This is a genomic window from Frigoribacterium sp. CFBP 8751 (genome assembly GCF_014841545.1).
In the GTDB taxonomy this organism is placed as follows: Bacteria; Actinomycetota; Actinomycetes; order Actinomycetales; family Microbacteriaceae; genus Frigoribacterium.
This window is the reverse complement of the sequence record NZ_JACYUB010000003.1, coordinates 24807-37914: the sequence shown is the minus strand read 5'-3', so window position 1 is coordinate 37914 and position 13108 is coordinate 24807. Positions and strand designations below refer to the sequence as shown.

Here is a 13108-nt window from a genome sequence, read left to right as displayed (position 1 = left end):
TCGCTCACGACGAGGGAACCGGGAGCTTCAGGTCGGGGTGGATCGCGTTGGCGATCTTCGTCAGCCCGACCATGACCGAGATGGAGGAGTCAGTCTCCTGCGTGGGCACCTCGGTGATCTTGCCGGCCTGCACGGCGGGCAAGTCGGGGAAGTTCTCCTCGAGGAACGCCTTCTGGGACGCGAAGTCCTGTCCGGGGAAGGTCCCCACCAGGACGACGTCCGCGTCGGAGGCGGCGAACTCCTCCTTGCTGACGTAGACGGAGTCCGACGAGAAGACGTTCTCACCTCCCGCGGTGGTGATCAGGTCGTCGTAGATGCCACCCGCGAGGACGATCACCGGGCCGGTCCCGCCGTTGAAGTAGGCCGTCCTGGTGATCGGCTCGTCCTCGACGGCCGAGACGACGGCCGACCTGTCAGCCTCGAGCTCCGCGACGACCTCGTCGGCCCTGTCGGCGACGTCGAAGATCGTCCCGTAGTCGCGGAGCGTCTTCTCGACGGACTCGATGTTCCAGGTCTCGGTGCTCTGCGAGTCGGTCGAGCCGCAGAGGTTGGCGCCGTAGACGGCCGCCCCGGCCTGTTCGAGCTGCTCGACGGATGCGTAGCCCTGCGAGGCGTCGAACGCGAAGCCGTCGAGGACCTGACCGGTCACGAAGTCGGGCTTCTCGCTGAGGAGGACCTCCTTCGAGGGGAAGCCCATCTCGCTGCCGACGTTCTTGAGCCCGGTCGCCTGCGACGCGACCGACTCGGGATACGGCGCGTAGTTCTCCTGGACCGCGACGATCCGGTCGCCCAGGCCCAGGGCGAGGAGCGCCTCCGTGTTCGACTGCCACAGGCTCACCACACGCTCCGGCGGGGCGTCGATGGTGATCTGTCGACCGCAGTTCTCGAGGGTGAGGGGGTATGCGCTCGACGTCGCGTCAGTCGACGTCGCACCGGCAGGCGGACTCGCGGGCGTCGCCTCGTCGCCCGTGGCAGTGCACGCGGTGGTCAGGAGCAGGAGCGCGGCCGCTGCCCCGGTTCCGGAGAGGACGCGTCGGACAGTGGGCCGCATGGGACTCCTTCAGTCGGTGATGACGTCTATTCTACGTATCGTAGAAGAGACTCGGGCAACACTTCTCGACCAAGAACTACATTCTGTAGAACACCGTCGCGACGACACCGACGAACGATTCGAGGGAGCATCGATGACCACCGCCAACGAGGTCGACCACCTCCCGTGGCTCGACACGGCGACGAGCCTCACACAGGTGGTCGCCATCGCCGTCTTGATCGTGTTGGTGCTCGCTCGACCCACGCCGGACGACGACGACCCGCGGGCCGTGACCCTCGGCGACGACGTCGCCTCCCTGAGGCACCTCGCCGACCGGCTCGCCTCCCGATTCGCTCGAACGCGTCGAGCACCGAGAGACCCGTCGTGACCCCGCCGCTGTTCCGGGCCCTGCGCGCCCGCCGGACGCCCAGCTCCTCGACCTGGGGAATGACCCGGCCTGCAAGACAGTCAGTACGCGTGCACGACATCACCCGGGCGGCCCGCGACGCGCTCCTCGTCGAGCTCCGGCCCGTGCATCCGGACCAGGAGCTCGAGACCTTCGAGGCCGGGGCGCACGTCGACCTCCACCTCGACGAGCGCCTCGTGCGCCAGTACTCACTCGTCAGCCACGGCGACGACACGGCGAGGTACCTCGTCTGCGTGCGCCACGACCCGAACGGTCGCGGCGGCTCGGCGGCGGTGCACGAGCGGCTCACCGTGGGCGACGTGGTCGACGTGTCGAGGCCCCGCAACACGTTCCCCCTCGGCCGGTCGGACTCGATGGCGGTCCTCCTGGCAGGAGGTGTGGGCATCACGCCGTTCGTGACGATGGCCGAGCAACTGCACCGGTGGGGCACGCCTTTCGAGCTCCACGCCTGGTCCCGCGACGCCGACGCCCTCCCCCTCCTCGCCGTCCTCACCGCCAGCCCCTGGCGTGATCGCGTCACCCTGCACCACAGCGACGAAGGCGACTCCTTTCGGACGAGCTGGCCACGGTCGCTCGAGACGGTCGACGACGGAGGCGCGGTGTACGCCTGCGGGCCCGCGGGCTTCGTCAACGTGGCCCGGGACCGCGCCCTCGCGGCGGGCTGGCGGGCGGACCAGGTGCGATCCGAGAGCTTCGACCCACCCGCCGAGACGCCACGAGACGGCGATCGGAGCTTCACCGTCGTGGCCCGCTCGACGGGCGAGAGGATCGAGGTCGGGGCGGACGAGTCCCTTGCGGAGGCCCTGGAGCGGCGAGGCTATGAGACCTACCGTTCCTGTGGCCAGGGTCATTGCGGGTCGTGCCTGACCGCCGTGCTCGCCGGCGTCCCCGATCATCGGGACGATTTCCAGACGGAGGCGGACCACACCGCAGGGACCCACATCAACACCTGCTGCTCGCGGTCGCTCTCTTCCGTCCTCGAACTAGACGTGTGAGCCGTGGGCGGTCACGCGGGCCTGGGCCTTGGGCGGCGGGAGGTGTTCTCTACACGTTCATCAGGACGAGCATCCACGCCATGCCCGCGGCCATCACGACGTGGCAAAGCAGGTGGACGCGGTGCCCTCGGCTGATGAACATCTGCACGAGCCACCAGAGGGCCGCCACCGCTGAGACGACGACGAAGAGGACGTTGACGACGTCGGCCCAGATCGGGGTCGCCATCAGCATGTCGGCACCGGCATCCGCTCCGGCGTGCTCGGCGTGGATCGATCCGCCGGCGGCACTCATGGCACCGGCCATCAGCAACGGCATCGCGGCGAGCATCCAGATCATGGCCGCGTCCAGCGCGATGTGGCCCACGAGCTCGGTGCGCCCACGCCGGGACGACGCGCGCAGGAGGGGCGGCACGAGCGAGAGGCCGAGGATCACGAACAGGAGGACCTGCGCCCAGGTCACGACGTCCATCGCGAAGAACCAGGTCATGGCGATCATGGCGATGCTCATGACGCCGTGGTTGACGTCGACAAGCTCGCCGTCGGTGATGGCTGCTCGCCGGTCCGTGGCACGGAGCCTTCCCACCAGGGCGTCCCCCACGCAGACCACGAAGGTGAACGCGAAGGCGATGGTCAGGACGATGTTCCAGGGGTAGTCGATCACGTCGCCAGGCTAGTTCTACATCTTGTAGAGTGCCAACTCGACGACCGGACGACCCCGGTCCCGATCGAAAGGCTGGCATGACCGCGACCGAGATGGACCGCCGCACCGGAGCCGACGTCCCGAACAGACTGACAAGCCGAGTTCACCGTCCAGGCAAGCGTCCGACGAACTGGTTCGCTGCTTTCTGGCGGTGGCACTTCTACGGTTCCATCATCGTCATCCCGGTCCTGTTCATCCTCTCGATCTCGGGCCTGACCTACATGTTCCGAGCCGAGGTCGATTCGTTCACCCATCCCGGCGTCCTCACCGTCACCGCCCCCGAGGGCGCAGAGCGCGCCTCCCTGTCGAGCCAGGAGGCCGCTGTCCGGGAGGCCTTCCCGGACAGGGAGATTCTCTCCGTCGTGGACGCGACCGGCGACCGTTCGACCGTCTTCGTCACGGAAAGCGCCGACGGTGTCGGGAGCAACGTCTACGTCGACCCGTACTCGACCACCGTGACGGGGGACCTGAACGAGAACGAGCTCGTGTCGAACTGGGCTGAGCGCATCCACGGCGACCTGCTGCTGGGCGACGAGCAGATCGGCGACCGGATCGTCGAGCTCGGGGCCAGCTGGGCGATCGTCCTGACCATCACGGGGTTCATCATCTTCTTCCTGGGTCGCCGCCCCCGAGGCGCCGCTCGGGCGAAGAAGGTGCCGGGCTCCAGGCTGCGCGGAATGCACGCGATCGCCGGCCTGCCGGTCGGGCTGGGCATCCTGATGTTGGTCGTCTCTGGCCTACCGTGGACGGGCGTCTGGGGTTCCCTTGCCGAGCAGGTCGCGGCGGGCGACGGAGAATCCCTGTGGGGCGCAGACCCCGGCGCCGAGTCGACCCTCGGCGACCTGATCGAGGACACCAACGGCACGACGGCGCCGGCCGGCTGGGCGATCGCAGGCGGCCCCCTGGGGACGAGCCAGGGCGCCGGCCCGATGATCTCGATCGACGAAGCCGTCGCGGCCGCTCGCAACGAAGGCGCGCCCGAGCCGTACTCGATCGTCTACCCAGAGGGGGACGACGGCGTCTTCAGCGTGATGGGCAGCCAGTGGAACGACAACGGCAACCCCTCCGAGTCCGACGTGGCCCTGGAGAAGACCGTCCACGTCGACCAGTACACCGGCGACGTCGCCGGCACCTATGGTTACGACGACTTCAGCGCCACCGCCAAGACGGTGTCACAGGGCGTCGCGCTGCACGAGGGACGTCGCTTCGGCACTGTCAACACGGTCCTCACGGTGCTCTTCTGCCTCGCCGTGATGTTCCTCTGCATCTCGGGGCCGCTCATGTGGTGGACCCGTCGAGGACGCGCCTCGGGACTCTCAGCCCCCCGGGCAGCGCTCCCCGTCTGGAGCAGCAGGGTCCTGCTCGTCGCGATGGTGGCCTTAGGGCTCTTCCTACCGGTCTTCGGACTCTCCCTGATCCTCGTGCTGGCACTGGACCAGCTGCTCATCCGCAGAGTCCCGCGCCTGCGCAAGTTCTTCGGCTCGGTCTGATCACACAGCCGAGTCGCGAGATGTCGGACGAGACTGCCGACGACCGCTCGGGCATCACGCCCGCGCGGCCCACGATGGAAAGGAATGCATGATGACCACTTGGACAGGGCCCGTGAACGGCCTCACCTGCAACGGCTGCGTGACGACGGTCACCGAGACTCTCACCGGCCTCGACGGCGTCGACTCGGTCGACGTCGACCTCGCCCCCGGGAAGACCTCGACGGTCACCGCGCACGGCACGCGCGAGCTGAGCGACGCCGAGGTCGGCGCCAGCCTCTCGGCGGTCGGAGCATTCTCGATCGCTCGCTGAGGAACCGGTCGACGTCGAGAGAACACGCTCCCCACGGCGTTCTACAGCACGTAGAGTAGGGGGTGCGTGAGGCGTCGACCGGGAGGCCTCCATTTGAGAGGACCCCCTGTGCAGACCACGTTCACCGTCGCCGGCATGACCTGCGAGCACTGCGAGAAGCGAGTCGCCGGGGAGGTGGGCGATGTCTTCGGTGTCGAGTCCGTGACCGCCGACCACGTGACGGGCCTGATCTCAGTGACCAGCGCCTCTGCGCCCGATCCCGAGGCTGTCCGCGAGGCGGTCGAGGAGGCGGGCTACACCGTCGTCGATGGCTGAGACGGTCTCGCCACAACCGGCAGCCGATCCCGCCCAGCGAACTCGCGATCGGCGCACGGCCCTCGGCTCCGTTTTCGTCGGCGTCCCGCTGCTCGCCGTCGTCGTGACCGTCGTCGTGATGGGCCCGTCCGGGTACGAGTCCCTGCACCGACCTGTGCCCGACCTCGTCACGTCCCTGACGAGCGGCCTGCTCCGGGTCGTGGCCGAGTGCGCCAGCTCCGTGACGGTGGGCGCCTTGTTCTTCGCCGCCTTCGTCCGAGCGCGTTCGGGCGCACGCCGGCTGGTCGTCGACAACGGTCGTGACCTCGGCACCATCCGGTGGGCCTCACTCCTCTGGGCCCTCAGCGCGACGAGCCTCGCAGCCGTCGACGCCGCCGACGCCAGCGGCCAATCGCTCGACCGCCTGCTGGAGCCTGGCTCGCTCTCGTACCTGATGTCCGCCTCCTACTTGCCCGGCGCGTGGGTGGTGGCAGCTGTAGTCGCGTGGACCATCTACCTGATGGCGAACTTCCTGGGCACATGGCAGCCGCTTCTCGTCATGCTCGCCCTCAGCCTCATCGCCGTCCTCGCCCCTGTCGTCGTCGGGCAGGTCCTAGTCGGACCGCAACACGACTTCGGCGGCGACGCTGCCATCATTGGCACACCCGCCATGACCATCCTCACGGGGCTCGTGTTCCTGGTGGCCTGGGCTGCTGCGCGGGGGGATGCCCTCGGCGCCGTCGAGTCCCGCCGCCTGCGGTGGACGGCGGTCGTGACCGGCGCGATCGCCGCGGGCACCCAGGTGATCATCGCCGCGTTCATGTTGGCGGGCTCGGCTCCGTGGGAGACAGCGACGGGGTGGCTGTTCCTGGTGCGGTTCGCCCTCCTCGGCGCCCTCGGCGTGCTCGGTTGGCGGGCGACACGACCAGATGCCGCTGCGAAGCACTCGACCTGGACGATCACGTCACTCACTGCCCTGCTGCTCTCTGCACACCTGGGGATCGCCAGCGCCATGACACGCATCCCGCCTCCTCAGTACTTCGTCCCCACCTCGGTGGACCAGGTGTTCCTCGGCTACGACGTCGACAGCGAGCCGAGCCCGCTCGTGCTCCTCCTGGAATGGCGGCCCAACATTCTCTTCGCCGTCCTGACCGCCGCCGGGATAGGCCTGTACCTTTGGGGTGTCCGACGGCTCCGACAGCGAGGCGACGCCTGGCCCGTGGGACGCACGGTCGCATGGGTGCTCGGCTGGGCCACGGTGTTCCTCACGACGTCCTCCGGCCTCGGCAAGTACTCCAGCGTGTCCTTCAGCCTGCACATGATCCTGCACATGTCCCTCAACATGCTCGGGCCGCTGCTGCTCGTGATGGGCGGCGTCGTGACGCTCGCCCTGCGAGCCAGCACCGCGCACCGGAGGAACGAGCCCGCAGGCGTGCACGAGTGGATCACCGCGGTGCTGAACTGGCGCCTGACCCACGCGTTCTACCACCCAGTCCACGTCTTCGTCTCGTTCGTCGGCACCTACTACCTGCTCTACCTGACGCCGATCTTCGGGGAGGCACTGAGGTACCACTGGTCACACCAGCTGATGAACCTCGACTTCCTCGTCATCGGCTACGTCTTCTACAGCCTCGTCATCGGCGTCGACCACCCGCCACGTCCGCTGCCCCACATCGGCAAGCTCGGCCTCGTCCTCGCCGCGATGCCGTTCCACGCCTTCTTCGGCGTCGTCATCATGTCGAGCGAGACCGTGATCGCACAGAACTACTACGAGTACATCGGCAAGTGGTGGATGACCGATCTCGCCCACGACCAGTACGTCGGCGGCGGCATCGCCTGGGCCGCCGGCGAGCTTCCCCTGATCGCAGTCGTCATCGCCCTCGTCACCCAGTGGTCGAGACAGGACTCCCGACGCGCGAAGCGGGTCGACCGCCACCTCGACAGCGGCATCGACGACAGCTTCGAGGCCTACAACGACATGCTCCACCGGCTCTCCGGCCGGAGCACCACCCCCTCGGGACCGCCCGAGACGACGGCGACCGCCGAGCGGGTGCCCGAGATGAAGGACCAGACGTGACCACCACCTCCCAGCCCACGGCAGCCGTCGACACGACCACCGGCCCGTCGGAGGCGTACTTCGAGCTCGACGTCGGCGGCATGACCTGCGCTTCGTGCGCGAACGCCGTGGAGCGGAAGCTCAACAAGCTCCCCGGGGTGACCGCCTCGGTAAACTACGCCACCGAGCGCGCGCTCGTCTCGGGGCTGGCCCCCGCGCAGGTCGACACGGCCATCGCCGCGGTCGAGAAGGCGGGCTACGCCGCCGCGATGCGACAGGGCGACGACGACAGCTGGACCGCAAGGGCCACCGAGACCACGATCACGTCGCTGCGTCGCCGACTCGCCGTGGCGGCGCTGCTCACCATCCCGCTCTGCGACCTGACGATCCTGCTCGCGCTCGTGCCTGGTTTCCGCTTCCCGGGCTGGCAGCTCGTCTGCGTCCTGCTGGCCGTGCCCATCGTCACGTGGGCGGCGTGGCCGTTCCACAAGGCGACCTGGCGCAGCCTTCGTCGAGGCACGTTCGGCATGGACAGCCTGGTCTCGCTGGGCAGCATCGTGTCCTTCGGGTGGGCTGTCTACACGCTCGTCTTCGCCCCGAGCACAGAGCCGGGCTACTGGCTCGGCTTCGGCGTGACCCCCGCCGGCGCCGACGCCATCTACCTCGACGTCGCCGCCGGCATGGTCACGTTCCAGCTCGGCGGGCGCTACTTCGAGACCCGCTCGCGCCGCCGCGCCGGTGACGTGCTGAACGCCATCGGGAACCTCGCCGTCCGGCAGGCCCGCATCCGAGACGCCGACGGCGCCGAGCGTGTCGTGCCGTCGACCGAGCTCCGTGTCGGAGACACGGTCGTCGTCCTCCCTGGCGAGCGGATCGCCGTTGACGGGACCGTCTCGTCCGGGACATCCACCGTCGACACCAGCGCCATGACCGGTGAGTCCGTCCCCGCAGACCTGGCACCGGGAGACGACGCCATCGGCGGCACGGTCAACGTCACCGGACGTCTGGAGATCACCGCAGTCACCGTCGGCGCCCGCACCCGCCTGGCGCAGATGGCGGCCCTCACCGAGGACGCCCAAAGGCGCAAGGCCGGGGTGCAGACCTTCGCCGACAAGGTCTCGTCCGTCTTCGTGCCCTGCGTGATCGCCCTCGCGGCCATCGTGACCGCCATCTGGCTCCTGATCGGCGCCGAACCCTCGACGGCCGTCGGCAACGGCATCGCCGTCCTGATCATCGCGTGCCCCTGCGCTCTCGGCCTCGCCACCCCGACCGCGCTCATGGTCGGCATCGGCCGTGGCGGCCAGCTCGGCGTGCTCATCAAGGGACAGGACGCCCTTGAGGCGAGCGGTGTCATCGACACCGTCGTCCTCGACAAGACCGGGACCGTCACCACCGGCGGCATGCGTGTCGTCGACGTCGTCGTCACCGGGACGCTCGATCGCGAGACCGTGCTGCGCCTCGCCGGCAGCGTCGAGACCGCCTCGGAACACGCTGTGGCCCGCGCCGTCACGGCGGCCGCATCCGCCGAGGTCGGTGCCCTGTCCACGCCCGAGGGCTTCACGGCGCTGACCGGCCTCGGTGCCCGCGCCGTCGTCGACGGCCACCAGATCCTCATCGGCAACGCTCGCCTCCTTCGCGAGAACGGGATCGAGCTCGACGCCGTGCTCACCGGGGCGGTCGAACGGCTCGGCTCGACCGGCGCCTCCGCGGTCCTGCTGGCTATCGACGGTATCGCCTCGGCAGTATTCGGGGTGCATGACGACATCAAGCTGTCCGCGCCCGCCGCGGTCGCGGGACTCCGGGCACTCGGCCTGCGCACGGTGCTCCTGACCGGGGACACGAACGGCGTGGCACAGACGGTCGGAGCAGCCATCGGAGTCGATGAGGTCATCTCAGGCGTCCTGCCGACCGACAAGGCCGCCGCGATCTCCGCCCTCCAGTCCGACGGGCACAGGGTCGCGATGGTGGGCGACGGCGTGAACGACTCCGCTGCCCTCGCGACCGCCAACCTGGGGCTCGCGATGGTGCAGGGCACCGACATCGCGATGAAGGCCGCCGACATCATCCTGGTCAGGGACGACCTCCGTGTAGTCGTGGACGCCGTCCAGCTGTCGCGCCAGACGCTCCGGACGATCAGGCTCAACCTGGTCTGGGCGTTCGGGTACAACGTCCTCGCCATCCCGCTGGCTGCGGTCGGCTTGCTCAACCCGCTGATCGCGGCGGCGACGATGGCCCTGTCGTCGGTGCTGGTCGTGTCGAACAGCCTGCGACTGCGCTCGTTCGAGCCGAACCGCAGCGGAGGCGCACCTCGCGGGTGATGTGCCTCCGCTGACGTCGGTCAGCCCTGCACGCGTACCGCCAGCGGAGACCGCCGGCGGGAAGGGGCGTGCCGGTTGCTGGCGTCCACGAGGCGACGAGCGCGGAGCGTCAACGACTCGTCCCCGGCCAGGTGCGCCATCTTGACCAGCGCGTTGGCGGTGTGCACGGCTCCCAGGCGCCGCGCGGCCGCGTCGTCGGCGATGAGCTCGACGAGCATCCTGGTGGTGCGCTCGAGGTGTCGGGCTCCGGCCAGGCCCGGAGTGCACGCCCTGTTGAGCTGAGCGAGCTGCGCGATCACGCCGTGGTGTTGCCGCAGGTGCGTCCGCTCGTGCTCGACGACCGCCGCCAGCTCGACAGCGCTCAGAGCCCGCTCGAGCGCCGTCGTGACGAGCACGCGGTTGCTCGGGGCCGGGATGCTCATCGCGAAGGCGCGGTCGAAGGGCACCACGGTCATGTCCACCCCTCGCACCCGTGTGCTCGGGTGGCAGGCAGCCACCAGCGCCATCTGCTGGTGCAGGGCCCGGTCCGTCGCCGCGAGCGGCTCGAACCGCGTCGTGACGAGCGCCACCAGCCCCCCGACGGCGACGAGGCCGCCCCAGCCGACCACCACGAGGACCGTCGATGCGAACCAACCGCCCAACGGGTCCGCCGGGGCATCGCGAGAGAACGCGACCGCGGCCATTGAGTTGACGAGCCCGAGAGCAGCCGCGGCGATGCCGCCGAGGAACGCGGTGTACCAGGAGGCGAGCGCCAGCCGCGGGAAGCGGAACCGCCAACGGCCATGGGCCAGTACGAAAGGTGCACCCACGATCAGAACGAGCGACGCCCCGATGCAGACGAGCACGGTGACGGCGACCGCCACCTAGATCACCCCGCCCGAGATGAGCAGACCAGGGGTCAGTCGGCCTCGAGCGCCGCCCGTAGCGCCTCGACGTCGCGAGGGTCGAGCTGCCCGGCGAAGCGCAGCAGCGCAGCGCTGCGGTCGCTGCTCGCGACGAGTGCGGAGACCATCGTGCTCGCCGCAGAGTCCGACTCCGACTGTGCCGCCGAGAAGACGAATCCACCGCCCGCAGCGGGTGCCTTGTTGACGGACCCCTTCTTGTGGAGCCGATCGAGGATCGTGAGCACGGTCGTGATGGCCGGCGTCGCGTCGAGCTCGAAGGTCGCCTGAACCTCTTTTGCCGAGGCGGGCACGCCCGCACGCCAGAGGGCTCGCATGACCTCGTTCTCGAGCTCGCCGCGAGAACGCTTGGCGGGAGTGTCGGACTTGTCGGTCATCGCTCGATCTTATCCGGGCGAGAGCCCCATCGATGGTCACGACGGCTCGGGGTTCCGCGGAACTCACGGCGCCTCCGTGCCCGTCGCCCCACCCGACACCTGCGCCACGAATTGCGCGAACGCGGCGGCGTCGGTCGGCGAGCCCTGGTACTGCTGCCCGTTGACCAGCACGGTCGGTGTCGCGGACACCGCCGCGAGGCTGGAGTTCGGTACCGGTTCGTTCAGTGCGCGCTCGGTCGCGGACGCGACCCAGTCGGTGAACTCGCCGTCGGTGATGCAGGAGGCGACGGCAGGGTCGTCGGCACCGGCGCCCTGGACCAGCGTCACCAGCTCGTCGTTCGTCAGGCCGGTCGTGTTCTCGGCCGGCTGCTGGGCGAACAGGGCGGTGTTGACGTCGAGCGCCGTGTCGGGCTGGTAGTTCGCGACGCAGGCCAGGGCGTTCGCCGACCGGGTCGAGTACTTCGACCCGAGGCTCGCGTTGTCGAGGAACCCGAGCGGGTGGATCTCGAGGTCGGCCGCGCCCTGGGTCACCCAAGTCTCGAGCTGCTCGGCGTTGGTCGTGTCAAACTGGCCGCAGAACGGGCACATGTAGTCGAGATAGACGACGATGCTCGGCTTCTCGGCCGTGCCCGGCGCCGACGGCGTGGGCGAGCCGTCCGCCGGCGTCGCGTCCGTGTCGACGGCGGAGACGGTCGCGCCGTCGCCCGACAGGACGATGCCGTCGCTGGCCATGTTCAGGGGGCCAGGGCCCGCCGGGGTGAGGGACCGCGTGATCACCAGGGCCACGACGGCCAGCACCGCGAGCACGCCCACGACGAGGCCGCCCTGCAGTGCCCACTTGTTGCGGCGTCGTCGCTTGGCTTCTTCCTCCCGGGTGACGCGGGCCTTCTCGCGGGCCGACTCCCGTCGTTCGCGCTTGGTCTCAGAATTCTGTGTTGTCGACAAGATGACTCGTCTCGTTCTCGTCGGCACGGGGTGCCGGAGTGTCCATGAGGTCTCGTCCGGTCGCGGGGACGCAGACGGGCGCAGGCCGGGACGTCGTCCACGGCGAGGATGCGCGGGGAGCTTCGCCTGCGCGGTCGCTTCGGCGAAGCACACGAGGCGCCTTCTCGGCGCATCGTGCATCAATTCGGATCAGGCGGGGAGCGGCGGCCCTCGGAGGGGTTGGGCGGGCGCCGCGGTTCGGAGCGCATGGGGGACGATCCGAGCGACTCGCGGCACGAGGTGCCGCACGATCTGCGGTGCTGTGGTCGCCGCGATCCCCGAGACCGTGATCACGGTCAGGAGTACCTGGTCCGCCAGTCCGACGGCAGCGCGGACAGCCCTCTCGCCACGCCAGAGACCGACTACGGTGACGAGCGCAGCCGCGGCATGCGCGATCCACATGGCGCCGCCGTGGTGCATGGCCGGCATCGTGCCCGACGACGTCGATGTGTCGGCTGCGAGCACGAGGGCCTCGTGCGCGTGGTGCCCGCCACCTGAGACGACGACGCGAGCGGCGCCTCCTCCGCCCAGGGAGAAGAGCAGGTGGAAAGCTGCCTGCGAGACGGCGACGACGATCGAGAGCCGGACGAGCGACGGCCCTCGTCCCGCCAAGGCGACCCCCAGCGGCAGCGAGAGTCCGATCGCGAGGACGACACCGAGCACACCAGGAGAGGAACCCCCACCCGCGACGTGCGAGAACGCCGCCAGGGTCACCGCCGCCAGGGTCGCCGATGAGCCACGCGCCAGGCGTCCCCATCTCGACTGCACTGTGGCCGCCTCCCGCTCGTTCCGGCTCTCAGCCTAGATGGCCGACACCGCGCGCGGGTGGGCGTTCGTCGTCGGGGGGTCGTCCTCGGTGTCCGCGACGGCAGGGACGGCCAGGGCCCAGGCGTTCATCGACTCGAGCACGGGCCGGAGACCCAGGCCCGTCGGGGTCAGCTCGTAGACGACCCTCGGGGGGATCTCGGCGTACACCGTCCTGGTGACGAGGCCCGACGTCTCGAACTTGCGGAGGCGGTTCGTCAGGGTGTGAGCGCTGATGCCCGGCAGCGACTCCTTCAGCTCGGAGAACCGCGCCGGCCCCTCGAGCAAGTTCCGGACGATGAGGGTCGCCCAGGGGCCGTCGAGCAGGGTCAGGAACTTCGCGATGCCGCACTCGGGCCAGATATCCCCACAGAAAGCCATGAAAAGCGAGCTTAGGCTATTAGTGCAGTTGACGTAACCG

14 protein-coding genes are annotated in these 13108 nt (G+C 69.4%); 7 read left to right on the top strand and 7 right to left on the bottom strand.

All coding sequences use genetic code 11. The annotated features are described in order from the left end of the window. Positions 1-4: 4 nt before the first annotated feature. A complete protein-coding gene (locus IFT88_RS09445; RefSeq protein WP_192042483.1) occupies positions 5-838 on the bottom strand; it encodes an ABC transporter substrate-binding protein in 834 nt (277 codons plus the stop codon). On the opposite strand from IFT88_RS09445, the gene IFT88_RS09440 reads away from it, so the two are divergent. Further along, positions 816-1418 carry a hypothetical protein gene (locus IFT88_RS09440; RefSeq protein WP_192120284.1) on the top strand — a complete coding sequence of 201 codons (603 nt, stop codon included), beginning with the start codon at positions 816-818 and terminating at the stop codon, positions 1416-1418. The genes IFT88_RS09445 and IFT88_RS09440 overlap by 23 nt on opposite strands. A gap of 89 nt (positions 1419-1507) precedes the next feature. Further along, positions 1508-2452 carry a 2Fe-2S iron-sulfur cluster-binding protein gene (locus tag IFT88_RS09435; protein ID WP_192120282.1) on the top strand — a complete coding sequence of 315 codons (945 nt, stop codon included), beginning with the start codon at positions 1508-1510 and terminating at the stop codon, positions 2450-2452. A 49-nt stretch (positions 2453-2501) separates the two neighbouring features. Here IFT88_RS09435 and IFT88_RS09430 read toward each other — a convergent pair whose 3' ends face one another. After that, positions 2502-3113 carry a DUF5134 domain-containing protein gene (locus IFT88_RS09430; protein WP_192042480.1) on the bottom strand — a complete coding sequence of 204 codons (612 nt, stop codon included), beginning with the start codon at positions 3111-3113 and terminating at the stop codon, positions 2502-2504. 77 nt (positions 3114-3190) lie between these two features. Between IFT88_RS09430 and IFT88_RS09425 the strand changes: the two genes are divergently transcribed. The 5 genes from IFT88_RS09425 (at position 3191) to IFT88_RS09405 (ending at position 9620) form a co-directional block, all read left to right on the top strand. Further along, complete coding sequence (locus tag IFT88_RS09425) at positions 3191-4642, top strand: PepSY-associated TM helix domain-containing protein (protein ID WP_192120280.1); 1452 nt, start codon at positions 3191-3193, stop codon at positions 4640-4642. A 91-nt stretch (positions 4643-4733) separates the two neighbouring features. Continuing rightward, the gene (locus tag IFT88_RS09420; RefSeq protein WP_244637981.1) at positions 4734-4952 is read left to right on the top strand and encodes a heavy-metal-associated domain-containing protein; all 219 of its coding nucleotides are present in this window, start codon (positions 4734-4736) and stop codon (positions 4950-4952) included. A gap of 108 nt (positions 4953-5060) precedes the next feature. Continuing rightward, positions 5061-5267 carry a heavy-metal-associated domain-containing protein gene (locus IFT88_RS09415; protein ID WP_342212123.1) on the top strand — a complete coding sequence of 69 codons (207 nt, stop codon included), beginning with the start codon at positions 5061-5063 and terminating at the stop codon, positions 5265-5267. Beyond that, positions 5260-7323 (top strand): cytochrome c oxidase assembly protein, encoded by a 2064-nt coding sequence (locus tag IFT88_RS09410; protein WP_192120278.1) that lies wholly within the window; start codon positions 5260-5262, stop codon positions 7321-7323. Before IFT88_RS09415 ends, IFT88_RS09410 begins: the two co-directional genes overlap by 8 nt. Next, positions 7320-9620 carry a heavy metal translocating P-type ATPase gene (locus IFT88_RS09405; RefSeq protein WP_342212122.1) on the top strand — a complete coding sequence of 767 codons (2301 nt, stop codon included), beginning with the start codon at positions 7320-7322 and terminating at the stop codon, positions 9618-9620. The genes IFT88_RS09410 and IFT88_RS09405 overlap by 4 nt, the downstream gene beginning before the upstream one ends. Positions 9621-9640: 20 nt before the next feature. On the opposite strand, the gene IFT88_RS17635 is transcribed toward IFT88_RS09405, so the two are convergent. The 5 genes from IFT88_RS17635 to IFT88_RS09380 all read right to left on the bottom strand — a co-directional run bounded on the left by IFT88_RS17635 (position 9641) and on the right by IFT88_RS09380 (position 13068). Continuing rightward, a complete protein-coding gene (locus IFT88_RS17635; protein WP_192120277.1) occupies positions 9641-10483 on the bottom strand; it encodes a M48 family metalloprotease in 843 nt (280 codons plus the stop codon). A gap of 35 nt (positions 10484-10518) precedes the next feature. After that, complete coding sequence (locus IFT88_RS09395; protein WP_192120275.1) at positions 10519-10899, bottom strand: BlaI/MecI/CopY family transcriptional regulator; 381 nt, start codon at positions 10897-10899, stop codon at positions 10519-10521. 63 nt (positions 10900-10962) lie between these two features. After that, positions 10963-11844, bottom strand: a complete 882-nt coding sequence (locus IFT88_RS09390; RefSeq protein ID WP_192120273.1) for a DsbA family protein — start codon at positions 11842-11844, stop codon at positions 10963-10965. Positions 11845-12033: 189 nt separating this feature from the next. Further along, positions 12034-12651, bottom strand: a complete 618-nt coding sequence (locus IFT88_RS09385; RefSeq protein WP_192120271.1) for a hypothetical protein — start codon at positions 12649-12651, stop codon at positions 12034-12036. 33 nt (positions 12652-12684) lie between these two features. After that, positions 12685-13068: a winged helix-turn-helix transcriptional regulator gene (locus tag IFT88_RS09380; RefSeq protein WP_192120270.1), complete on the bottom strand. Its 384-nt coding sequence runs from the start codon at positions 13066-13068 to the stop codon at positions 12685-12687. Between the last annotated feature and the right edge of the window lie 40 nt (positions 13069-13108).

What these genes read in the sequence shown, in the direction of transcription:
- IFT88_RS09425 (WP_192120280.1), top strand. Translation starts at nt 3,191, where the DNA reads ATGACCGCGACCGAGATGGACCGCCGCACCGGAGCCGACGTCCCGAAC.
- IFT88_RS09420 (WP_244637981.1), top strand. Translation starts at nt 4,734, where the DNA reads ATGACCACTTGGACAGGGCCCGTGAACGGCCTCACCTGCAACGGCTGC.
- IFT88_RS09410 (WP_192120278.1), top strand. Translation starts at nt 5,260, where the DNA reads ATGGCTGAGACGGTCTCGCCACAACCGGCAGCCGATCCCGCCCAGCGA.
- IFT88_RS09395 (WP_192120275.1), bottom strand. Translation starts at nt 10,899, where the DNA reads ATGACCGACAAGTCCGACACTCCCGCCAAGCGTTCTCGCGGCGAGCTC.
- IFT88_RS09380 (WP_192120270.1), bottom strand. Translation starts at nt 13,068, where the DNA reads ATGGCTTTCTGTGGGGATATCTGGCCCGAGTGCGGCATCGCGAAGTTC.